Source organism: Pseudomonas reidholzensis, from assembly GCF_900536025.1.
GTDB lineage: Bacteria > Pseudomonadota > Gammaproteobacteria > Pseudomonadales > Pseudomonadaceae > Aquipseudomonas > Aquipseudomonas reidholzensis.
Genome location: NZ_UNOZ01000002.1, coordinates 621,742 through 642,029 on the forward strand (window position 1 = coordinate 621,742; position 20,288 = coordinate 642,029).

Here is a 20,288-nt window from a genome sequence, read left to right on the forward strand (position 1 = left end):
TATTTCACTCCTGCGGCGTCAACCATCCCCGCACTCGGCGGAACAACTGTTCCTGTTCCGCCGCCTTGTTGCCCGGCATCGCGATCAGCGACAACTGCCGGTACTGGCTGTCCTTCTGCCGCTTGCTCGCCTGCAGGCGCAGCGCGGCCGCGCGGCGGTCGGCAGTGCGGGTGGCGTAGTAGAGATCGGCGCTCGGTACCTTCAGGGTTGGCGTCAGGCTCTCCAGGTCGTGCTCGACCCGCGCCGGTGTCTGCGCGCCCACCATCACCAGCTTCTGCACCTGCGGCGGCTGCTTCTCGCTCAGGTACCGCGCCGCCCAGTAGGCACCGCTGCCATTGCCGAGCAGGACAATGCTGCGGGCTTTCTGCTGCTGGGCGTAGGCAACGGCGGCATCCAGGCGGGCAAAGATCCGCTCGGCGTCGGCCTGGTCGTTGTGCTCGCTGGCTTCGACCGCGTCGGTGCCTTGCGCGGTGTCGGCTTCGGCCGCAGTGGCTTGGGCGACATTGGCGTTGGCGTCGGCGGGGGTGTCCTTGGCCGGTGCGGTTTCACCGGTGCCTTTGTCGGGCTGCGCGGCGGGTTGCGCGTCGACCCGCGCCTGCGGGCCGTCGCTGAGCAGGTCGGGCAGGCTGACGCTCAGGGTGTGCCAGCCGGCATCCGGAAACTTGCGCCGCAGCGGCCCGACCGTGTTCGGCCAGTCGGCGTTTTCGCCAGCGCCCGGGAGAATGATCAGCGCACCTTGCGGATCACTGTCGTTGGCCGGTTTCCACAGCGCCAGGAACTGTTCGTTGCCGGCGTCCAGCGTTTGTTGTTCGGCCTTGGGCACCAGCCGTTCCAGCGCTTGGGCGTCTTCCTGGCTGCGTTCGAGCAGTGCCGGGCGGACGGCGGGGGTGGCGGCTTCGGCGGTAGCTGCAGGCTTTGGCGGATCTTCGGCCTGTGCGCCAAGCGGGACGATCGAGGCCAGGCAGCACATTGCCAGCGTCGTGCGATAAAGTGTCAACATGAATCAACCCAAGGCCAGAATGATACCGGCAGCCTAATAGTATTTGTCCGCCACGGCCACGGGTGATGGCCGCGTTTGCCAAGACGAGCGTAGAGATGAAGCGAATGCGTTGCCTGCTGCTTATCGGCTGCCTGTGCCTGCCCTTGCTCGCCTTGGCCAGGCCCGCGCCGGCGCCGACGGTGGCCTTGGAACCGGCCCAGCAACAATGGCTCGACACACACCGCAGCCTGCGGGTGGGGCTGGTCCTGCAAGTGCCCTACGCGCAGTTCGATCGACGTCTGCAGCAGCTCTATGGGGCCAATGTCGAACTGGTCAACTGGCTGGCCCAGGCACTGCGGCTCGACCTCACCTGGCGTAACTTCGCCGACCAGGCCGCCCTCGAGCATGCGCTCCAGGCGGGTGAGATCGACTTCGCCCCAGGTCTGACGCAGACCCCCACCAGCCTGCGCTTGTGGCTGTTCAGCGACCCTTACATGCGCGTCCCGCAACTGATGGTGGGCCCGCGCACGGGGGCGATGGCGGTCGACCTGGAAAAACTCGGCCCCGCCGACCGGGTCGCGGTGCGCATGCCCAGTGCGCTGGCCGACTACCTGCGCAGCAACTACGGCAATCTCAACCTGCAGGGTGTGCCCAATGAGCGCCAGGCCCTGCAAGGGGTGCTGGGCGGCCAGGCCAGCTATGCCGTGCTCGACGAAGCCCAGCTCAGCCGCCTGTCACGCGAGAGCGAGTTCAGCGACCTGGCGGTGGTCGCCGACATCGGCCTGCCGCAATTGCTGCGGGTGGGCTCGCGCCGCGACTGGCCGCTGCTCGCCGATGTCCTCGAGCGCGGCCTGCAGGCCATGCCGGCGAAGGAGCTGGAGCAACTGCATCAACGTTGGCTGCAACCCAAGTATCCGCGCCTGAGCGAGAGTGCCGGCTTCTGGCAGAACCTGGCGCTGCTGTTCGGCATGCTGCTGCTGTGCGCCATCGCCACCCTGGTCTGGCAGCGCCGCCAGCAACGCCAGCTGGAGCGCAGCCTGCTGGCCGCGCGGGAAACCCTGGTCGAGCGGCAGACCCGCGAGGAGGCGCTGCGCCTGAGCCAGTTCTCCATCGACCAGAGCACCGTCGGCATTCTCTGGGTCAACTGGGACAGCCACGTGCGCTACGCCAACCACGCCGCCGAACGCATGCTCGGTTACGCTGAGGGCGAGCTGCTCGAACGGCCGTTGATCGACTTCGAGCCGAACCTGCAGATGGACCGCTGGCTGCAGTTGTGGCGGCGCGCGCGCACCGGCAATGGCGGTGCCGAGCAGTTCGAGAGCCAGTGCCTGCGTGCCGATGGCAGCCTGCTGCCGGTCGACCTGTCGCTGAGCTTCCTGCGCTTTCGGGATGCCGAATACCTGGTGGTGTTTCTCACCGATGTCACCGAACGCCGCCGCGCCCTGGCCGCCCTGCGCGAAAGCGAGGCGCGGCTCAAGGGCATCGCCGGCAATGTGCCGGGGCTGGTGTTCCGCCTGGAGCGCGACCCGGCCGAGGGAGACCTGGAGTTTCCCTACATCAGCGAAGGCAGCGAGGCGTTGGTCGGCTATTCCCCGGCCGCGATCCAGCACCCCGACATGGGCCTGCGCAACCTGGTCCACCCGCAGGACCGCGCCGACTACCATCGGGTGCAGGACCTGGCCCTGGCCAACAACCAGGACTGGTCGTGGCAGGGGCGTATCCTCACCCGTCAGGGCGAGCAGCGCTGGGCCGACATCAAGGCCAGTACCCGCGCCCTGGCCGATGGCCGGGTGGTGTGGGACGGGGTGGTCTGGGACATCACCCAGAGCAAGCGCGCCGAGCTCGCCCTGGCGCGCTCGCAGGGGCAACTGCGTGAGCTCTCGGCGCACCTTGAGAGCGTGCGCGAAGAGGAAAAGGCGCGCATCGCCCGCGAGGTGCACGACGAGCTGGGGCAGATGCTCACCGTGCTCAAGCTCGAAGTGTCGATGTGCGAGCTGGCCTTCGCCGAACTCGACCCCGGGCTGAACGAGCGCCTGTCGAGCATGAAGCGCCTGATCGCGCAGCTGTTCCAGCTGGTGCGTGACGTGGCGACTGCGCTGCGGCCACCGATCCTCGACGCCGGCATCGCCTCGGCGATCGAATGGCAGGCGCGGCGCTTCGAAGCGCGCACACAGATCCCGTGCCTGGTACAAGTGCCAGAAAATCTGCCAGCATTGAGCGATGCCAAGGCCACCGGCTTGTTCCGCATCCTGCAGGAGGCGCTGACCAACGTCATGCGTCACGCCCAGGCGCACACCGTGCAGATCCTGCTGGTGCGCGAGGACGCCGAACTGCGCATGAGCGTCATCGATGATGGCGTGGGCTTTGCCCTCGACCAGGCCCGGCCGACCTCGTTTGGCCTGGTCGGTGTGCGTGAGCGGGTATTGATGCTCGGCGGCAGCATGGTGCTGGACAGTGAGCCGGGTGAGGGCAGCAGCCTGAGTGTGGCGATACCCCTGGATTAGGAGAGCAAGCGTGATTCGAGTGCTGGTGGCGGAAGACCACACCATTGTCCGTGAAGGCATCAAGCAGTTGATCGGCCTGGCCAAGGACATGCAGGTGGTGGGCGAGGCGGGCAACGGCGAGCAATTGCTCGAGACCCTGCGCCACACCCCGTGCGAGGTGGTGTTGCTGGATATCTCGATGCCGGGGGTGAATGGCCTCGAGGCGATCCCGCGGATCCGAGCCCTGCACAACCCGCCGGCGATCCTCATGCTGTCGATGCATGACGAAGCGCAGATGGCGGCGCGTGCGCTGAAGGCGGGGGCTGCCGGCTATGCCACCAAGGACAGTGACCCGGCGCTGCTGCTGACGGCCATCCGCCGGGTGGCTGGCGGCGGGCGCTACATCGACCCGGCGCTGGCCGACCGGATGGTCTTCGAGGTCGGCCTGACCGACACGCGCCCGCTGCACACGCTGCTCTCGGAGCGCGAGTTCTCGGTGTTCGAGCGCCTTGCCCAGGGCGCCAACGTCAATGACATCGCCCAGCAGCTGGCGCTCTCGAGCAAGACCATCAGCACCCACAAGGCGCGCCTGATGCAGAAGCTCAAGGTCAATTCACTGGCCGAACTGGTGAAGTATGCCATGGAGCACAAGCTGGTCTGACTGTTCCAATTGCGACGTGCGCTGCGTAGGAGCGGGCTTGCCCGCGCAGAGGCCGGACGTGGCAACGACGGTGATCGGCGTAAACATTCGCGGGTGAACCCGCTCCCACGGGTTTCTTGGGGCGTCTGAAAGCGTCATCCGTGTAGGGCAATCCCTACACCCAATCTTCCATCTGGACGAGCACATTCTCTCAGTACCCCCGATTTGCGGGCCCTTGCGCCTTGTCTAACCTTCTCTCACGCAGTCATCCAACAAGAAGGTGCAGGCATGAGCGAGGCGAATTCGAACACTGCCACCGGCGACACGCTGGTCAGTTTCCGGGGTGTGCAGAAGAGCTACGACGGTGAGTCGCTGATCGTCAAGGACCTCAACCTGGACATCCGCAAGGGCGAGTTCCTGACCTTGCTCGGCCCGTCCGGCTCGGGCAAGACCACCAGCCTGATGATGCTCGCCGGCTTCGAGACGCCCACCGCCGGCGAGATCCAGCTGGACGGCCGCTCGATCAACAACGTGCCGCCGCACAAGCGCGACATCGGCATGGTGTTCCAGAACTACGCGCTGTTCCCGCACATGACCGTCGCCGAGAACCTGGCGTTCCCGCTCAGCGTGCGCAACCTGAGCAAGACCGACATCAGCGAGCGGGTCAAGCGCGTGCTCGGCATGGTCCAGCTCGACGCCTTCGCCAAGCGCTACCCCGGCCAGCTCTCCGGCGGCCAGCAGCAGCGCGTGGCGCTGGCCCGCGCGCTGGTGTTCGAGCCGCAACTGGTGCTGATGGACGAACCGCTCGGCGCGCTCGACAAGCAACTGCGTGAACACATGCAGATGGAGATCAAGCACATCCACCAGCGCCTCGGCGTGACCGTGGTCTACGTGACCCACGACCAGGGCGAAGCGCTGACCATGTCCGACCGGGTGGCGGTGTTCCACCAGGGCGAAATCCAGCAAATCGCCGACCCGCGCACCCTCTATGAAGAGCCGCGCAATACCTTTGTGGCCAACTTCATCGGCGAGAACAACCGCCTCAACGGCACCTTGCTGGCGCGCAATGGCGAGCGCTGCCAGGTGCAGCTGCCGCGCGGTGAGCGGGTCGAGGCGCTGGCGGTCAACGTCGGCCAGGCCGGTGACCCGGTGACCTTGTCGATCCGCCCCGAGCGGGTGCGCCTCAATGGCCACAGCGAACGCTGCGTCAACCGCTTCTCCGGCCGGGTGGCCGAGTTCATCTACCTGGGCGACCACGTACGGGTACGCCTGGAAGTCTGCGGCAAGGGCGACTTCTTCGTGAAGCAGCCGATCGCCGAACTCGACCCGGCCTTGGCCGTGGGCGACGTGGTACCGCTAGGCTGGGAGGTGGAGCACGCCCGCGCGCTCGACCCGATTGCCGAAGCCCACTGATGGTTCGCTTAACCAACCCTGTACTGTGGAGAGAATAATAATGCGCAAGCAGTTGAAACTGACCGCCCTGGCCCTTGGCCTGTTCGCCGCCGGCCAGGCCATGGCCGCGGACCTCACCGTGGTGTCGTTCGGCGGTGCCAACAAGGCCGCCCAGGTCAAGGCGTTCTACGAACCGTGGGAAAAGGCCGGCAAGGGCAAGATCGTCGCCGGTGAGTACAACGGCGAGATGGCCAAGGTCAAAGCCATGGTCGACACCAAGAGCGTGTCGTGGAACCTGGTCGAAGTCGAGTCGCCGGAGCTGGCGCGTGGCTGCGACGAGGGCATGTTCGAAGAGCTCGATCCGGCCCTGTTCGGTGACGAGGCCGACTATGTGCCCGGCGCCATCCAGCCTTGCGGTGTGGGCTTCTTCGTCTGGTCGACGGTGCTCGCCTACAACGCAGACAAGCTCAAGTCCGCGCCCACCAGCTGGGCCGATTTCTGGGACACCAAGCAGTTCCCGGGCAAACGCGGCCTGCGCAAGGGCGCCAAGTACACCCTCGAGTTCGCGCTGATGGCCGACGGCGTCGCGCCCAAGGACGTCTACAAGGTACTGGCCACCAAAGAAGGCCAGGACCGTGCATTCAAGAAGCTCGACCAGCTCAAGCCGAGCATCCAGTGGTGGGAAGCCGGTGCCCAGCCGCCGCAATACCTGGCCTCGGGTGACGTGGTGATGAGCTCGGCCTACAACGGCCGGATCGCCGCGGTGCAGAAAGAGAGCAACCTCAAGGTGGTGTGGAACGGCGGCATCTACGACTTCGACGCCTGGGCCATCCCGAAGGGCGCCAAGAACGTCGAAGAGGCGAAGAAGTTCATCGCCTACAGCGTCCAGCCCGAGCAGCAGAAGACCTACTCGGAAAACATCGCCTACGGCCCGGCCAACTCCAAGGCCGTCCCGCTGCTGGCCGAGGCGGTGAAGAAAGACATGCCGACCACGCCTGAGAACATCGCCAACCAGGTGCAGATCGACGTGGCGTTCTGGGCCGATAACAGCGAGCAGCTCGAGCAACGCTTCAACGCCTGGGCGGCGAAGTAAGCGCGTGATTGGAGCGCCGGGCAGTCCGGCGCTCCCCGTTTTCCCGTTTTTTCGGAGTTCGCCATGGCCATTGCAGTGCCCCTGAATGACGGCGCAGGTAAAAGCCTCAAGCAGCGCCTCAAGCATGCCGAGCGGGTCAACCGCTGGAAGGCCCAGGCGTTGATCGCGCCGCTGGCGCTGTTCCTCCTGCTGGTGTTCCTGGTGCCGATCGCGGCGCTGCTGTACAAGAGCGTCGGCAACCCTGAAGTGGTCGCTGGCCTGCCGCGCACCGTCGAGGCGGTGCAGCAGTGGGATGGCAAGAGCCTGCCGGGGGAGGAGGTGTACAAGGCACTCAGCCTGGACCTGGCCGAGGCGCGCAAGAACCAGACCCTGGGCGACCTGTCCAAACGCCTGAACATGGAACTGGCCGGTTACCGCAGCCTGCTGTCGAAGACGGCCCGGGCGCTGCCGCTGAAAAGTGAACCGGCCTCTTATAAAGAAGCCCTGCAAACCCTCGACGAGCGCTGGGGCGATCCCGCCTACTGGCAGGCCATCCGCCGCAACACCAGCACGGTCACCTCGTATTACCTGCTGGCTTCGGTCGACCATCGCATCGACGACCTCGGTGAGCTGGCCAAGGCCACGCCTGACCAGGCCATCTACCTGGATATCTTTGCCCGTACCCTGTGGATGGGTGTGGTGATCACCGTGATCTGCCTGTTGCTGGCCTACCCGCTGGCGTACCTGCTGGCCAACCTGCCGACTCGGCAGAGCAACCTGCTGATGATCCTCGTGCTGTTGCCGTTCTGGACGTCCATTCTGGTGCGGGTCGCGGCCTGGATCGTGCTGCTGCAGTCTGGCGGCCTGATCAACAGTGCGTTGATGGCCATGGGCATCATCGATCAACCGCTGGAGTTGGTGTTCAACCGCACCGGGGTGTACATCTCGATGGTGCATATCCTCCTGCCGTTCATGATCCTGCCGCTGTACAGCGTGATGAAGGGCATCTCGCCGAGCTACATGCGCGCGGCGATCTCGCTGGGCTGCCACCCGTTCGCCAGCTTCTGGCGGGTGTACTTCCCGCAGACCTATGCCGGCATCGGCGCCGGCTGCCTGCTGGTGTTCATCCTGGCCATCGGCTACTACATCACCCCGGCGCTGCTCGGCAGCCCCAACGACCAGATGGTCAGCTACTTCGTGGCCTTCTATACCAACACCAGCATCAACTGGGGCATGGCCACCGCGCTGGGCGGGCTGTTGCTGCTGGCGACCGTGCTGTTGTACCTGATCTATAGCTGGCTGGTCGGCGCCAGCCGCCTGCGCCTGAGCTGAGGAGCCTTGCCATGCTGAGCCCTTACATGTCGCCCATCGAACGGGTGTGGTTCTACGGCCTGCGGATTCTGTGCGGCCTGATCCTGTTGTTCCTGGTGCTGCCGGTGCTGGTGATCATCCCGTTGTCGTTCAACAGCGGCAGCTTCCTGGTGTATCCGCTGCAGGGCTTTTCGCTGCAGTGGTACCAGGACTTCTTCGCCTCGGCCGAGTGGATGCGCGCATTGAAGAACAGCATTATCGTCGCCCCGGCGGCGACCGTGCTGGCAATGGTGTTCGGCACCCTTGCGGCGATTGGCCTGACCCGTGGCGATTTCCCTGGCAAGTCGCTGGTGATGGCGCTGGTGATCTCGCCGATGGTGGTGCCGGTGGTCATCATCGGGGTGGCCAGTTACCTGTTCTTCGCCCCGCTGGGGCTGGGCAACAGCTTCATTTCGCTGATCCTGGTGCATGCGGTGCTGGGCGTGCCGTTCGTCATCATCACCGTCTCGGCGACCTTGCAGGGCTTCAACTACAACCTGGTGCGGGCGGCGGCCAGCCTGGGGGCGTCGCCCTTGACCGCGTTCCGTCGGGTGACCTTGCCGCTGATTGCGCCGGGGGTCATTTCGGGGGCGCTGTTCGCCTTTGCCACCTCGTTCGATGAGGTGGTGGTGACGCTGTTTCTCGCCGGGCCTGAGCAGGCGACCCTGCCGCGGCAGATGTTCAGCGGCATTCGCGAGAACCTGAGCCCGACCATTGCCGCCGCGGCGACGCTGTTGATCGCCTTCTCGGTGGTGCTGTTGCTGACCCTGGAGTGGCTGCGTGGGCGTAGCGAGAAGCTGCGTACGCAACAGCCTGGCTGATGAACGGGCTGTCTCCTTTGCGGGCAAGCCTGCGAAGGAGACAGTGCTGACACGCCAAGGTTGGGCACTCGTCGACACGGATTGACACCAATCAGCCCTGATTGATTTGCCTGGGGTACAATGCGCGCCACCGTGATTCTGCCAACAGGTGCGCCATGCAGCCCTTCGCTATTGCCCCCTCGATCCTCTCCGCCGATTTCGCCCGCCTGGGTGCCGATGTCGACGCGGTGCTGGAAGCCGGGGCCGACATCGTCCACTTCGATGTCATGGACAACCACTACGTCCCCAACCTGACCATCGGCCCGATGGTCTGCAGCGCGCTGCGCAAGTACGGCGTCACCGCGCCGATCGATGTCCACCTGATGGTCAGCCCGGTCGATCGCATCATCGGCGACTTCATCGAAGCCGGCGCCACCTACATCACCTTCCACCCGGAAGCCAGCACGCACATCGACCGCTCTCTGCAGTTGATCCGCGACGGCGGCTGCAAGGCCGGCCTGGTGTTCAACCCGGCCACCAGCCTGGATGCCCTGAAGTACGTGATGGACAAGGTCGACATGGTTCTGCTGATGAGCGTCAACCCAGGCTTCGGCGGGCAGAAGTTCATCCCCGGCACCCTCGACAAGCTGCGCGAAGCCCGCGCCCTGATCGACGCCAGCGGCCGTGATATCCGCCTGGAAATCGACGGCGGCGTCAACGTCAACAACATTCGCGAGATCACCGCCGCGGGCGCCGACACCTTTGTCGCCGGCTCGGCGATCTTCAATGCCCCGGACTACAAGCACGTCATCGACCAGATGCGCGCCGAAATGGCCCTGGCCCGCCCATGAGCGGCTTCGAGCAGCTGTTCCCGGGGACGCTGCCCAGGCTGGTGATGTTCGATCTGGACGGTACCCTGATCGATTCGGTCCCCGACCTGGCCGCAGCCGTCGACCGCATGCTGCTCGAACTCGGGCGCCCGCCCGCTGGCCTCGAGGCGGTCCGCCACTGGGTCGGCAATGGCGCGCCGGTGCTGGTCCGCCGGGCCCTGGCCGGAGGCCTCGATCACCAGGCAGTGGACGACGAATTGGCCGAGCGCGGCCTGGCGTTGTTCATGGAAGCCTACGCTGAAAGCCACGCGCTGACGGTGGTCTACCCGGGTGTCCACGAGACCCTGCGCTGGCTGCGCAAGCAGGGCGTGGAAATGGCCCTGATCACCAACAAGCCGGAGCGCTTCGTCGCGCCCTTGCTCGACCAGATGAAGATCGGCCGGTATTTCCGCTGGATCATCGGCGGCGATACCCTGCCACAGAAAAAGCCTGACCCGGCAGCGTTGCTGTTCGTCATGAAAATGGCCGGTGTCGAGCCTGGGCAATCGCTGTTCGTCGGCGATTCGCGCAGCGACGTGCAGGCGGCCAAGGCGGCGGGGGTGCAGAGTGTAGGGTTGAGCTATGGCTACAACCATGGCCGGCCAATCGACGAAGAATCGCCGACCCTGGTGATCGACGACCTGCGCATCCTGTTGCCTGGTTGCGTAGTCACCGACACTGGGATAACGTTGGCGGACCTTCAAGCCTCCCAAGACAGAGAGCCCACCGTGGTGGTTACTGGCAAATTCTGGATGAAAGTCATCAAGGCCCTGGCCCGTTGGCGTTGGCGCGCCTGACTTCTGCCCGCCGGCGCCTGCCGGCCCGTCCGTTTGCCTGACCCCATTGCTGCTTGCTCCGAGGCTACTCATGACCCGCGAAGAATTCCTGCGCCTGGCCGCTGCCGGCTACAACCGCATCCCCCTGGCCTGCGAAACCCTGGCCGACTTCGATACCCCGCTGTCGATCTACCTAAAGCTGGCTGATCAGGCCAACTCGTACCTGCTCGAGTCGGTGCAGGGCGGCGAGAAGTGGGGCCGTTACTCGATGATCGGCCTGCCCTCGCGCACCGTGATGCGCGTGCATGGCTACCACGTCAGCATCCTGCAGGATGGCGAAGAGGTCGAAAGCCACGACGTGGAAGATCCACTGGCCTTCGTCGAAGCCTTCAAAGAGCGCTACAAGGTCGCCGACATCGCTGGCCTGCCACGCTTCAACGGCGGCCTGGTCGGCTACTTTGGCTACGACTGCGTGCGCTATGTGGAAAAACGCCTGGGCGCCTGCCCGAATCCGGACCCGCTGGGTGTGCCGGACATCCTCCTGATGGTCTCGGACGCCGTGGTGGTGTTCGACAACCTGGCGGGCAAGATGCACGCGATCGTGCTGGTCGACCCGTCCGAAGACAACGCCTTCGAGCAGGGCCAGGCGCGCCTCGAAGGCCTGCTGGCCAAGCTGCGCGAGCCGATCACGCCGCGCCGCGGCCTCGACTTGAGTGGCCCGATGGCTGCGGAGCCTGAGTTCCGCTCGAGCTTCACCCAGGCCGACTACGAGCGTGCAGTGGACACCGTGAAGGAGTACATCCTGGCCGGTGACTGCATGCAGGTGGTGCCGTCGCAGCGGATGTCGATCGACTTCAAGGCGGCGCCGATCGACCTGTATCGGGCGCTGCGCTGCTTCAACCCGACGCCGTACATGTACTTCTTCAACTTTGGCGACTTCCACGTGGTGGGCAGTTCGCCGGAAGTGCTGGTGCGGGTCGAGGACAACCTGGTCACGGTGCGCCCGATCGCCGGCACGCGTCCGCGCGGGGCTAGCGAAGAAGCCGACCGGGCGCTCGAGGACGACCTGCTGTCCGACGACAAGGAAATCGCCGAGCACCTGATGCTGATCGACCTGGGCCGCAACGATGTGGGCCGGGTGTCGGCCACCGGCAGTGTGCGCCTGACCGAGAAGATGGTGATCGAGCGTTATTCCAACGTCATGCACATCGTCTCCAACGTCACCGGCCAGTTGCGTGAAGGCCTGACCGCCATGGACGCGTTGCGGGCGATCTTGCCGGCAGGCACCTTGTCGGGGGCACCGAAGATTCGTGCGATGGAGATCATCGACGAGCTCGAGCCGGTCAAGCGTGGCGTCTATGGTGGGGCGGTCGGTTACTTCGCCTGGAACGGCAACATGGACACCGCGATCGCTATTCGGACCGCGGTGATCAAGGACGGCGAGCTGCATGTGCAGGCCGGTGGCGGCATTGTGGCCGACTCGGTGCCTGCGCTGGAGTGGGAAGAGACGATCAACAAACGCCGCGCCATGTTCCGCGCAGTGGCCTTGGCCGAGCAAACGCCCAAGGCGTGACTATCTGGGATCGTGGGGCTGCGTTGCAGCCCTTCGCGGGTAAACCCGCTCCCACAGAGTTCGTGCGAATCTCGCAGCTTGTAGTATCCCTGTGGGAGCGGGTTTACCCGCGAAGGGCCGCAACGCGGCCCCAACACTCTAGAAGTCCAGACTAAGCGCCAGGCTCACCCCTTGCTGGGTCAGCTCATCACTCTTGCGCCAGTTGTAACTCCCGCGCACCTGCACCCCCGCCGTCAACTCATGCGACAACCCCAGGCTGGCCCGGGTCAGGTTGCTCTGTGGCGTGTACCCAGTCAGGGTAAAGTCATTCGCCGGCAGACTGGTCAGGTGCATCGTCACCTCCTGGCGGTCATCCTCGAACTCATGCTCCCGTGCGACTTCGGCAAACACCCGGGTCGACGGCACGAACTGATAACTCCCCTGCAAGCCCGCGCCCAGCCGCCGCGACGTCCGCTCCTGGTCCGCAAAGCCCAGCGCAGTGGAGCGTCCGCTCTTCTCCTCGTAACCATCGACCTTGACCCGCGCATAGTCTGCACTGATGAAGGGTGAAACCTGCCAGGCACTTTGCTCGGCCGCCAGGTTGTAGCCCAGGCGCCCGCTCAGTGCCCAGACCTCACCGTCGGTGTCACCTTTCTCGCTGCGGTCGTTCACCCCCAGGGCAAAGGTCCGCTTGAGGTCGTGGAAGTCCAGGTGGCCGGCGCTCAGCGCCGCGTCGCCCCACCAGCGATTCTGCCGGTACTGGGCGAAGGCGCTGGCCAGGTAACTGTTCAGCTTGTAGGCCGAATCCTGTTCGCCGGCTTCCAGCTTCTGCTTGTAGACGCCCGCTGCCACACCCAGGCGCCAGGCATCATCGAGCCGGTAGCTGCCGCCGACGGTCAGGTTGTAACCGCGTCCGTCGCCGCTGGCGCTGCTGCGTTGCTCGTCGAAGTCGAGGTCCTGGGCGCCGCTGGCGACGATAGCCTGCCACTCGCCGACCGCTTGCCAGGGCGTCTGCCACTGGTTGCGCAGTTCGTCCTGATGCGCACGCAAACTGGCGTGGGCCATTTCCGGCAGCAGGGTCAGCTCCCACGGCGCGGAGAGGATCGAGTAGGCGTAGTCGGCGATCAGCTGCTGGCCGGCAATGGTGGGATGCACCGCATCGTTGAACAGCAGTTTGCTGGGGTCTGGCGTCGCGCCGTTGGCGCCGTACTGCGGGTTCTCGCAGCCGGCACCGCTGTAGCAGGTGCCCACCAGGTTCTGGTCGCTGGCCAGGCCGAACTGGGTCGGGTCGGCCAGTGCTTCGCCGAGCAGCAGCGGGATGTTCAGCGGGATGATTTCGGCATCGATCTGCCGCAGCTGGTTCAGCAACGCCTGGTTGAACACGCCGGACAACTGCGACAGCGCACCTTGTTGCGGCGTGCCGCTGAAGTTCGGTGTCAGGCCCAGGTCGGGCAGCAGCCAGACCACGATGTAGCGCGCGCCCTGCTGTTGCAGCGCTTGGGCACTGGCAGCCAGGTTGGCGCCGGAGGCCGCGGCAGTGGTGGGGCTGGTGACCAGGCCCTGGAGGAAGTCATTACCGCCGCCAGTCAGGTAGTACAGGGCATTCGGGTCCGCGAGTTGGCCGTTGGCCAGGTACCCGGGGCGTTCGCGCAAGACTTGGCCTGCGCCGGGAGTGCCCGGCGGAATGACCACTTTTGAGGTACCGACAATGGAGTCGAGAATTTGCTGGGTCGTGTAACCGCCGACTGCCCAGTTGTTGCCGTCAGGCTGGATGCCCACCGAAGTGGACGGGTTGAGGTCACCTGGCGAAATCCCAAGCCGGCCGCCGAGGAGCGTCGGTGACACCTGTGCGAAGTTACCGTTGGCGTCTCGGTTGGTGAAACGCATGCCGTCGGTCCCGCCGATCAGGTCCGGAAACTGCCCGGCATCACTGAGACTGTCACCAAACACGATCATTGTGGAGTAGGGCGAGGGGGCTGCCAGTGCCTGGCTGCAGGCGAGGGCGAGCGAGCAGAGTGAGAACCGCAGAAAGCGGGAAGTGCGCATGCTGAACATCCTTTTCATTGTTTTTATCAGGGACACGCCGATGACCTTAGAAAATCAAGGGTCATGTTTCCCAAAGTGCATTCGTTTCCCCATGTTTACGGGCATATTGCGCCCGCCGCCCCGGTAGGCTACTGTGCCCGGACGTATGAACGAGACCTACCCCGTGTTGATCGTCAGCAAACTCTTGATGCGCGTAATCAAGGCTCACGCCCGTTGGCGTTGGCGCGCCTGACTTTATCTCCTGCCGGCCTTGCCCGGCTCGCTCCGTCTGCCTTCCGTCTGCTTCTTCGGCCCCCGTGCGCGATTGCCCACGCCGGTGCTGGCAGCGCAAGGTCCGCATCAAAAGTCAGTATTCAAGAGGTTTGTCCAGATGTTACTGATGATCGACAACTATGACTCATTCACTTACAACGTCGTGCAGTACCTCGGCGAACTGGGTGCCGAGGTCAAGGTCATTCGCAACGACGAACTGACCATCGCCCAGATCGAAGCCCTGAACCCGGAACGCATCGTCGTGTCCCCCGGCCCGTGCACGCCGAGCCAGGCCGGTGTATCGATCGAGGCCATCCTGCACTTTGCCGGCAAGCTGCCGATCCTTGGCGTCTGCCTCGGCCACCAGTCGATCGGCCAGGCCTTCGGCGGCGACGTCGTGCGGGCGCGCCAGGTCATGCACGGCAAGACCAGCCCGGTTCATCACCGCGACCTGGGCGTGTTCGCCGGCCTCAACAATCCGCTGACCGTGACCCGCTACCACTCGCTGGTGGTCAAGCGTGAAACCCTGCCGGACTGCCTCGAGGTCACCGCCTGGACCGCCCACGCGGACGGCTCGGTCGACGAGATCATGGGCCTGCGGCACAAGACCCTGAACATCGAGGGGGTGCAGTTCCACCCTGAGTCGATCCTCACCGAGCAGGGCCACGAGCTGTTCGCCAACTTCCTCAAGCAGACCGGCGGCAGCCGCTAAGGACCGAACATGGATATCAAGAGCGCGCTGAGCCGCATCGTCGGTCAGCTGGACCTGTCCACCGAAGAAATGAGCGACGTCATGCGCCAGATCATGACCGGCCAATGCAGCGAGGCGCAGATCGGCGCCTTCCTGATGGGCATGCGCATGAAGAGCGAGAGCATCGACGAGATCGTCGGCGCGGTGTCGGTGATGCGTGAGCTGGCCGACAAGGTCGAGCTGAACAACCTCGACGGCGTGGTCGATATCGTCGGCACCGGCGGCGACGGCGCGAACATCTTCAACGTCTCCACCGCCGCCTCGTTCGTGCTCGCCGCGGCCGGTTGCCCGGTGGCCAAGCATGGTAACCGTGCGGTGTCGGGCAAGAGCGGCAGCGCCGACCTGCTCGAGGCCGCCGGTATCTACCTGAACCTGACCCCGGTCCAGGTCGCCCGCTGCATCGACAGCCTGGGCATCGGTTTCATGTTTGCCCAGAGCCACCACAAGGCGATGAAGTATGCCGCCGGCCCGCGTCGTGACCTGGGTCTGCGCACCCTGTTCAACATGCTCGGCCCGCTTACGAATCCGGCCGGTGTGAAGCACCAGGTGGTGGGCGTGTTCAACCAGGCACTGTGCCGGCCGCTGGCCGAAGTGCTGCAGCGACTGGGCAGCAAGCACGTGCTGGTGGTGCACTCCAAGGACGGCCTGGATGAGTTCAGCCTGGCCGCGCCGACCTTTGTTGCCGAACTGAACAATGGCCAGATCAGCGAGTACTGGGTCGAGCCCGAAGACCTTGGCATGAAGAGCCAGAGCCTGCACGGCCTGGCGGTGGAAAACCCCGAGGCCTCGTACGCGCTGATCAGTGACGCCTTGAGCCGCCGCAAGACCGAGAACGGCCAGAAAGCCGCTGAAATGATCGTGCTCAATGCGGGCGCCGCGCTGTATGCCGCGGACCACGCGATGACGCTGAAGCAGGGCGTGGACCTCGCCCACGACGTGCTGCACACCGGCCTTGCCTGGGAAAAACTGCAGGAGCTGGGCGCCTTCACCGCCGTATTCAAGCTGGAGAACGAAGCATGAGCGTACCGACCGTGCTGGAAAAGATCCTCGCCCGCAAGGTCGAAGAAGTCGCCGAGCGCCGTGCCCGGGTCAGCCTGGCCGAGCTCGAGCAGTTGGCCAAACAGGCTGATGCGCCGCGTGGCTTTGCCAATGCGCTGATCGAGCAGGCCAAGCGCAAGCAGCCGGCGGTGATCGCCGAGATCAAGAAGGCCTCGCCGAGCAAGGGCGTGATCCGTGAGGTCTTCGTCCCGGCCGAAATCGCCGTCAGCTACGAAAAGGGCGGCGCGACCTGCCTGTCGGTGCTGACCGACATTGATTTCTTCCAGGGCGCCGACGTCTACCTGCAGCAGGCGCGTGGCGCCTGTAGCCTGCCGGTGATCCGCAAGGACTTCATGATCGACCCCTACCAGGTGGTCGAAGCCCGTGCGCTGGGCGCCGATTGCATCTTGCTGATCGTGGCTGCGCTGGACGACGTGCGCATGGCCGAGCTGGCTGCAGTGGCCAAGCAGGTCGGCCTCGACGTGCTGGTCGAAGTGCACGACGGCGATGAGCTGGAGCGCGCGCTGAACACCCTCGACACCCCACTGGTGGGCGTCAACAACCGCAACCTGCACACCTTCGACGTCAGCCTGGAGACGACCCTCGACCTGCTGCCGCGCATCCCCCGTGATCGCCTGGCCATCACCGAGAGCGGTATCGTCAACCGGGCCGATGTCGAGCTGATGGAAATCAACGAGGTGTATTCGTTCCTGGTCGGCGAGGCATTCATGCGTGCCGAGCAACCGGGGCACGAACTGCAGCGGCTGTTCTTCCCGCAGCGCCCCGTGCATAACGTGGTCCCGCCACTGGACTGATCGACTCGGAAGCCGGCGAATGCCGGCTTCCTTGTCTCTACAAGGTGCAAATCCCATGACTGAACAACCTCTGGCCCTCACCGTCGAACAGGGCTTGCACGCCGAGCAGGAGCTGCTGGCGGCGGTCTGCCGTGGTGAGCGCGAGGCCGGCGTACTGTTCTGGCGGCCGACCGACCATGCGCTGGTGATGCCCCGGCGCATGAGCCGGCTGGACAATTTCGAGGCAGCCTGCGCAGAGCTGGCCATCGCCGGTTGGCCGGTGCTGTTGCGCGAGACCGGCGGCGAGCCGGTGCCGCAGTCGCATGCGACGGTGAACGTGGCGTTGGTCTATGTCGCACCGCGCAGCGAAGGCGACCACGGGCGCATCGAGAATGCCTACGAGCGGTTGTGCCTGCCGTTGTGCGAGGTACTGCGCGAGTGGGGCGGGGTGGCCTCGGTCGGTGAGATCGACGGCGCCTTCTGCGATGGCCGTTACAACGTCAACCTCAATGGCCGCAAGCTGGTCGGTACGGCCCAGCGCTGGCGCCAGGGCCTGGGCGGCAAACGCCCGGTGGTGCTGGTGCACGGGGCGCTGCTGCTGGACAACGAGCGTGAGTCGATGGTCGCGGCGGTCAACCGCTTCAACGAGTGCTGCGAGCTGGAACAGCGCTGTCGCGCCGACAGCCATATCGCCCTGCATGAAGTCGCGCCCGCCGTGGCCTGGTTCGAGCGCCTGTCGCAGGCTTATGCCCAGGTGATCGCCGAGCTGCCCAAGGACTAACGGGTGCCGTAGACCACCATGGTCTTGCCCTTGACCTGCACCAGGCTGCGTTCTTCAAGGTCCTTGAGGACGCGGCCGACCATCTCCCGCGAGCAGCCGACGATGCGCCCGATCTCCTGGCGGGTGATCTTGATCTGCATGCCGTCCGGGTGGGTCATCGCATCCGGTTGCTTGCACAGGTCGAGCAGGCAGCGCGCCACTCGCCCCGTCACATCGAAGAAGGCCAGGTCGCCGACCTTGCGCGTGGTGTTGCGCAGCCGTTGCGCCATCTGGCTGCCGAGTGCATAGAGGATGTCGGGATCCTGGCGGGCGACCTCGCGGAATTTTTCGTAGCTGATCTCGGCCACTTCACATTCGGTCTTGGCGCGCACCCAGGCACTGCGTTGCTGCTCCTTGCCGGCGGGCTCGAACAGCCCCAGCTCGCCAAAGAAGTCGCCATCATTGAGGTAGGCGATGATCATCTCGTGGCCATCGTCATCTTCGATCAGGATGGTGACCGACCCCTTGATGATGTACGACAGTGTCTCGGCCCGATCACCCGCGCAGAGGATGTTGCTCTTGGCGGTAAAACGCCGGCGCTGGCAGTGCACCAGCAGTTTGTCGATGTTCTTGATCTTGGCGGCTAGGGCTGAGGCAACCATCACGAAATCCTGTTCGATACGAGGCATAGGCTTTTTATAACGATCAGCTGACGTCATGCGCCAGTCATTTGGCGCCAGCTTATCAGACACGGCGCCCGGTATCGGTACAAATGCGCCGCGTGTTGAGCTTTTCCGACAGCCTCACAAGGCTTAAGCTGACACCCTTTTCAGCATCTAGGGAGTCCAGCAACATGAAGGCACGCATCCAATGGGCCGGTGAAGCGATGTTCCTCGGCGAGTCGGGCAGCGGCCATGTCGTGGTCATGGACGGCCCGCCCGAAGCCGGTGGTCGCAACCTGGGCGTGCGCCCGATGGAAATGCTTCTGCTGGGCCTGGGCGGCTGCAGCAACTTTGACGTGGTCAGCATCCTCAAGAAGTCGCGCCAGGCAGTGGAAAGCTGTGAAGCCTTCCTTGAAGCCGAGCGTGCCGACGAGGACCCCAAGGTGTTCACCAAGATCCACCTGAACTTCGTGGTCAAGGGCCGTGGCTTGAAAGAAGCGCAGGTCAAACGTGCGGTCGAATTGTCAGCGGAGAAGTACTGCTCGGCGTCGATCATGCTCGGTCGCGCGGGTGTCGAGATCACCCATGGCTATGAGATCGTCGAACTCGGCTGATCTGTTCCACTGCGCAGAACAGGGCCAGCCCGGGGATCAGCGCGAGCAACAACGCTGGCAGGTTGAACGCCCACAGGCGGAGGATCTCCGCGTTGCTCCAGGTGTTGCCGAATGCCTCGGCAAACAGCAGGCACTGCAGCAGTGCGGTCAGGCCGGCCGCCAGCACAAAGGCGCTGATCAGCCATCGGCGCCTGCGCAGTACGGCGCAGGCCAGCAGGAACAGCAATTGCCCCGGTACGCTGAACAGCAGCAGCTCGAATGTGCTGTTGCTGTCTGGCTCGCCAAGGCTGGGGAGCGCCAAGCTGAGCGGTGATTGCCTTAGGCTGGACGTCATCAGGCAGACGAACAGGTACGCCACCAGCATTACGGCCGAGCTCTGCAGCAACCGCAGGCCATAGCGGCGCAGCCTCAACGGCGCAAGCCGGGCAGCAACTGCTGCAGACGAGCCGGCAGATGTGCGCGCAGGCGAGTGCTCATGCCTTCGCGATGCTTCTGATACACCAGGCCAAGGCCAATCACTCCCAGGCCGATCAGCGTCAGTACCACGGGAAACAGCAGCGACTCGGCAAACACCTCATAAGACAGGTAGCCCAGGTACGCCGCGACGCCCAGCGCGCCAAACACCATGAACACAGGCCGGCGCAGCACGACCGCGACCGCCATCAGGCCAAGGTTGATCAGGCAATAAAGCGCCTTGCCCCACTCGCTGCCGCTGTCCATCAGGGTCAAGCCGCCCCAGAATGCCGCGAGCCCTGCCAGGTAACCCCAGAAGGCGTAGTCCCTGCGCGTGCGCCCATCCACCAGCAGGCACACCAGCAGCAGGCCGAGGCCGAACCACAGCGAAACCGTGCGGCGTTGCTCCCAGCTGAACGGCGAGCCATAGACCCACTCGCTCAGGTCCATCGACATGAACCACAGCGCGATGGCCATCGGCATGACGATGAACGGGAAGGGGATCAGACGTAGCATCAGCAGGCCCGCCAGCACCGTGGCCGCCTCCATCACCAGCCAACCGCCCTGCACGTAGGTGAAGTACTGATGGTAGTTGCCTTGTGCATCATCCAGCGGCCACCAACCGAGCAGGCGCTCGATGGCAAAGACCGCGAGCGGCACGATGCTCACCGCCACTGCGCCAAGCACGCCGGCCGCGATCAGTTGGCCACGGCGTTGCAGGGCGATGCCGAGTGCGCTCAGCAGGGCAATATATAGAAGGGCAATTGCCAGCAGTGCTGAATCGCCGATGCGCATCCAGGCCTCGGTCAGCAGCCAGCCCATGGCCGCCATGATCAGCAGGGCACCGCAATAAAAGGCGACATGGGCCAATTGGAAGCTGGCGCGGGTTTCGGGCTGTTGGCGCAAGAAACCCAGCAAGGCGTGTGCCTGGCTGGGCTGGAGAATACCGGCGTCTACGGCGCGCGCCAGGTCCTTGGCATCGAATCGTTCCGTCATGGCCGTGTC

The 20,288-nt window shown here is 64.8% G+C and carries 19 protein-coding genes; 14 read left to right on the plus strand and 5 right to left on the minus strand.

Annotated features, from left to right (window positions below; translation table 11 throughout):
• Window positions 1–4: 4 nt before the first annotated feature.
• Window positions 5–1,000, minus strand: a complete 996-nt coding sequence (locus CCOS865_RS02920; protein ID WP_119137745.1) for an alpha/beta hydrolase family protein — start codon at window positions 998–1,000, stop codon at window positions 5–7.
• A 95-nt stretch (window positions 1,001–1,095) separates the two neighbouring features.
• Here CCOS865_RS02920 and CCOS865_RS02925 point away from each other — a divergent pair, with 95 nt between their 5' ends.
• The 9 genes from CCOS865_RS02925 (at window position 1,096) to trpE (ending at window position 11,934) form a co-directional block, all read left to right on the plus strand.
• Window positions 1,096–3,483, plus strand: coding sequence for a PAS domain-containing sensor histidine kinase (locus CCOS865_RS02925; protein WP_119137747.1), 2,388 nt, complete (start codon window positions 1,096–1,098; stop codon window positions 3,481–3,483).
• Between the two features lie 10 nt (window positions 3,484–3,493).
• The gene (locus CCOS865_RS02930) at window positions 3,494–4,123 is read left to right on the plus strand and encodes a response regulator (RefSeq protein WP_119137749.1); all 630 of its coding nucleotides are present in this window, start codon (window positions 3,494–3,496) and stop codon (window positions 4,121–4,123) included.
• Window positions 4,124–4,390: 267 nt separating this feature from the next.
• On the plus strand, window positions 4,391–5,515 hold the full coding sequence (locus CCOS865_RS02935) for an ABC transporter ATP-binding protein (RefSeq protein WP_119137750.1): 1,125 nt from the start codon (window positions 4,391–4,393) through the stop codon (window positions 5,513–5,515).
• Between the two features lie 40 nt (window positions 5,516–5,555).
• Complete coding sequence (locus CCOS865_RS02940) at window positions 5,556–6,587, plus strand: ABC transporter substrate-binding protein (RefSeq protein ID WP_119137752.1); 1,032 nt, start codon at window positions 5,556–5,558, stop codon at window positions 6,585–6,587.
• A 63-nt stretch (window positions 6,588–6,650) separates the two neighbouring features.
• A complete protein-coding gene (locus CCOS865_RS02945; protein WP_119137754.1) occupies window positions 6,651–7,898 on the plus strand; it encodes an ABC transporter permease in 1,248 nt (415 codons plus the stop codon).
• A gap of 11 nt (window positions 7,899–7,909) precedes the next feature.
• Entirely contained in the window at window positions 7,910–8,737 is an 828-nt protein-coding gene (locus tag CCOS865_RS02950) for an ABC transporter permease (protein ID WP_119137756.1), read from the plus strand.
• A 155-nt stretch (window positions 8,738–8,892) separates the two neighbouring features.
• Window positions 8,893–9,567 (plus strand): ribulose-phosphate 3-epimerase, encoded by a 675-nt coding sequence (gene rpe / locus CCOS865_RS02955; RefSeq protein ID WP_119137758.1) that lies wholly within the window; start codon window positions 8,893–8,895, stop codon window positions 9,565–9,567.
• Entirely contained in the window at window positions 9,564–10,382 is an 819-nt protein-coding gene (locus CCOS865_RS02960; protein WP_119137759.1) for a phosphoglycolate phosphatase, read from the plus strand. Before rpe ends, CCOS865_RS02960 begins: the two co-directional genes overlap by 4 nt.
• A gap of 70 nt (window positions 10,383–10,452) precedes the next feature.
• Window positions 10,453–11,934 (plus strand): anthranilate synthase component I, encoded by a 1,482-nt coding sequence (trpE, locus tag CCOS865_RS02965; RefSeq protein WP_119137761.1) that lies wholly within the window; start codon window positions 10,453–10,455, stop codon window positions 11,932–11,934.
• A 138-nt stretch (window positions 11,935–12,072) separates the two neighbouring features.
• Here the strand turns inward: trpE and estP are convergent, their stop codons facing one another.
• On the minus strand, window positions 12,073–13,959 hold the full coding sequence (gene estP / locus CCOS865_RS02970; RefSeq protein ID WP_119137828.1) for an esterase EstP: 1,887 nt from the start codon (window positions 13,957–13,959) through the stop codon (window positions 12,073–12,075).
• Window positions 13,960–14,329: 370 nt separating this feature from the next.
• Here estP and CCOS865_RS02975 point away from each other — a divergent pair, with 370 nt between their 5' ends.
• The 4 genes from CCOS865_RS02975 to CCOS865_RS02990 are packed head-to-tail and all read left to right on the plus strand — an operon-like array spanning window position 14,330 to window position 17,575.
• Window positions 14,330–14,923, plus strand: coding sequence for an aminodeoxychorismate/anthranilate synthase component II (locus CCOS865_RS02975; RefSeq protein WP_119137763.1), 594 nt, complete (start codon window positions 14,330–14,332; stop codon window positions 14,921–14,923).
• A 9-nt stretch (window positions 14,924–14,932) separates the two neighbouring features.
• Window positions 14,933–15,982: an anthranilate phosphoribosyltransferase gene (gene trpD, locus CCOS865_RS02980; protein ID WP_119137764.1), complete on the plus strand. Its 1,050-nt coding sequence runs from the start codon at window positions 14,933–14,935 to the stop codon at window positions 15,980–15,982.
• Window positions 15,979–16,815, plus strand: a complete 837-nt coding sequence (trpC, locus tag CCOS865_RS02985; RefSeq protein ID WP_119137766.1) for an indole-3-glycerol phosphate synthase TrpC — start codon at window positions 15,979–15,981, stop codon at window positions 16,813–16,815. Before trpD ends, trpC begins: the two co-directional genes overlap by 4 nt.
• 55 nt (window positions 16,816–16,870) lie before the next feature.
• A complete protein-coding gene (locus tag CCOS865_RS02990; protein ID WP_119137768.1) occupies window positions 16,871–17,575 on the plus strand; it encodes a lipoate--protein ligase family protein in 705 nt (234 codons plus the stop codon).
• On the opposite strand, the gene crp is transcribed toward CCOS865_RS02990, so the two are convergent.
• The gene (gene crp, locus CCOS865_RS02995) at window positions 17,572–18,216 is read right to left on the minus strand and encodes a cAMP-activated global transcriptional regulator CRP (protein WP_119137770.1); all 645 of its coding nucleotides are present in this window, start codon (window positions 18,214–18,216) and stop codon (window positions 17,572–17,574) included. The genes CCOS865_RS02990 and crp overlap by 4 nt on opposite strands.
• A 191-nt stretch (window positions 18,217–18,407) precedes the next feature.
• Here crp and CCOS865_RS03000 point away from each other — a divergent pair, with 191 nt between their 5' ends.
• Window positions 18,408–18,830, plus strand: a complete 423-nt coding sequence (locus CCOS865_RS03000) for an OsmC family protein (RefSeq protein WP_119137772.1) — start codon at window positions 18,408–18,410, stop codon at window positions 18,828–18,830.
• Here the strand turns inward: CCOS865_RS03000 and CCOS865_RS03005 are convergent.
• Complete coding sequence (locus tag CCOS865_RS03005) at window positions 18,796–19,242, minus strand: hypothetical protein (protein WP_244216057.1); 447 nt, start codon at window positions 19,240–19,242, stop codon at window positions 18,796–18,798. The two genes, CCOS865_RS03000 and CCOS865_RS03005, sit on opposite strands and share 35 nt — an antisense overlap.
• Window positions 19,239–20,279, minus strand: a complete 1,041-nt coding sequence (locus CCOS865_RS03010; protein WP_119137774.1) for a DUF2157 domain-containing protein — start codon at window positions 20,277–20,279, stop codon at window positions 19,239–19,241. The genes CCOS865_RS03005 and CCOS865_RS03010 overlap by 4 nt, the downstream gene beginning before the upstream one ends.
• Window positions 20,280–20,288 lie beyond the last annotated feature (9 nt).

Bases quoted from the DNA above. Each gene is read 5' to 3' on its own strand.
- CCOS865_RS02945 (WP_119137754.1), top strand. From the start codon at position 6,651: ATGGCCATTGCAGTGCCCCTGAATGACGGCGCAGGTAAAAGCCTCAAG.
- CCOS865_RS02975 (WP_119137763.1), top strand. From the start codon at position 14,330: ATGTTACTGATGATCGACAACTATGACTCATTCACTTACAACGTCGTG.
- trpC (WP_119137766.1), top strand. From the start codon at position 15,979: ATGAGCGTACCGACCGTGCTGGAAAAGATCCTCGCCCGCAAGGTCGAA.
- CCOS865_RS03010 (WP_119137774.1), bottom strand. From the start codon at position 20,279: ATGACGGAACGATTCGATGCCAAGGACCTGGCGCGCGCCGTAGACGCC.
- trpE (WP_119137761.1), top strand. From the start codon at position 10,453: ATGACCCGCGAAGAATTCCTGCGCCTGGCCGCTGCCGGCTACAACCGC.
- CCOS865_RS02950 (WP_119137756.1), top strand. From the start codon at position 7,910: ATGCTGAGCCCTTACATGTCGCCCATCGAACGGGTGTGGTTCTACGGC.
- CCOS865_RS02940 (WP_119137752.1), top strand. From the start codon at position 5,556: ATGCGCAAGCAGTTGAAACTGACCGCCCTGGCCCTTGGCCTGTTCGCC.
- CCOS865_RS02960 (WP_119137759.1), top strand. From the start codon at position 9,564: ATGAGCGGCTTCGAGCAGCTGTTCCCGGGGACGCTGCCCAGGCTGGTG.
- CCOS865_RS02925 (WP_119137747.1), top strand. From the start codon at position 1,096: ATGAAGCGAATGCGTTGCCTGCTGCTTATCGGCTGCCTGTGCCTGCCC.
- CCOS865_RS02920 (WP_119137745.1), bottom strand. From the start codon at position 1,000: ATGTTGACACTTTATCGCACGACGCTGGCAATGTGCTGCCTGGCCTCG.
- estP (WP_119137828.1), bottom strand. From the start codon at position 13,959: ATGCGCACTTCCCGCTTTCTGCGGTTCTCACTCTGCTCGCTCGCCCTC.
- crp (WP_119137770.1), bottom strand. From the start codon at position 18,216: ATGGTTGCCTCAGCCCTAGCCGCCAAGATCAAGAACATCGACAAACTG.
- CCOS865_RS02935 (WP_119137750.1), top strand. From the start codon at position 4,391: ATGAGCGAGGCGAATTCGAACACTGCCACCGGCGACACGCTGGTCAGT.
- CCOS865_RS02990 (WP_119137768.1), top strand. From the start codon at position 16,871: ATGACTGAACAACCTCTGGCCCTCACCGTCGAACAGGGCTTGCACGCC.
- rpe (WP_119137758.1), top strand. From the start codon at position 8,893: ATGCAGCCCTTCGCTATTGCCCCCTCGATCCTCTCCGCCGATTTCGCC.
- CCOS865_RS03000 (WP_119137772.1), top strand. From the start codon at position 18,408: ATGAAGGCACGCATCCAATGGGCCGGTGAAGCGATGTTCCTCGGCGAG.
- trpD (WP_119137764.1), top strand. From the start codon at position 14,933: ATGGATATCAAGAGCGCGCTGAGCCGCATCGTCGGTCAGCTGGACCTG.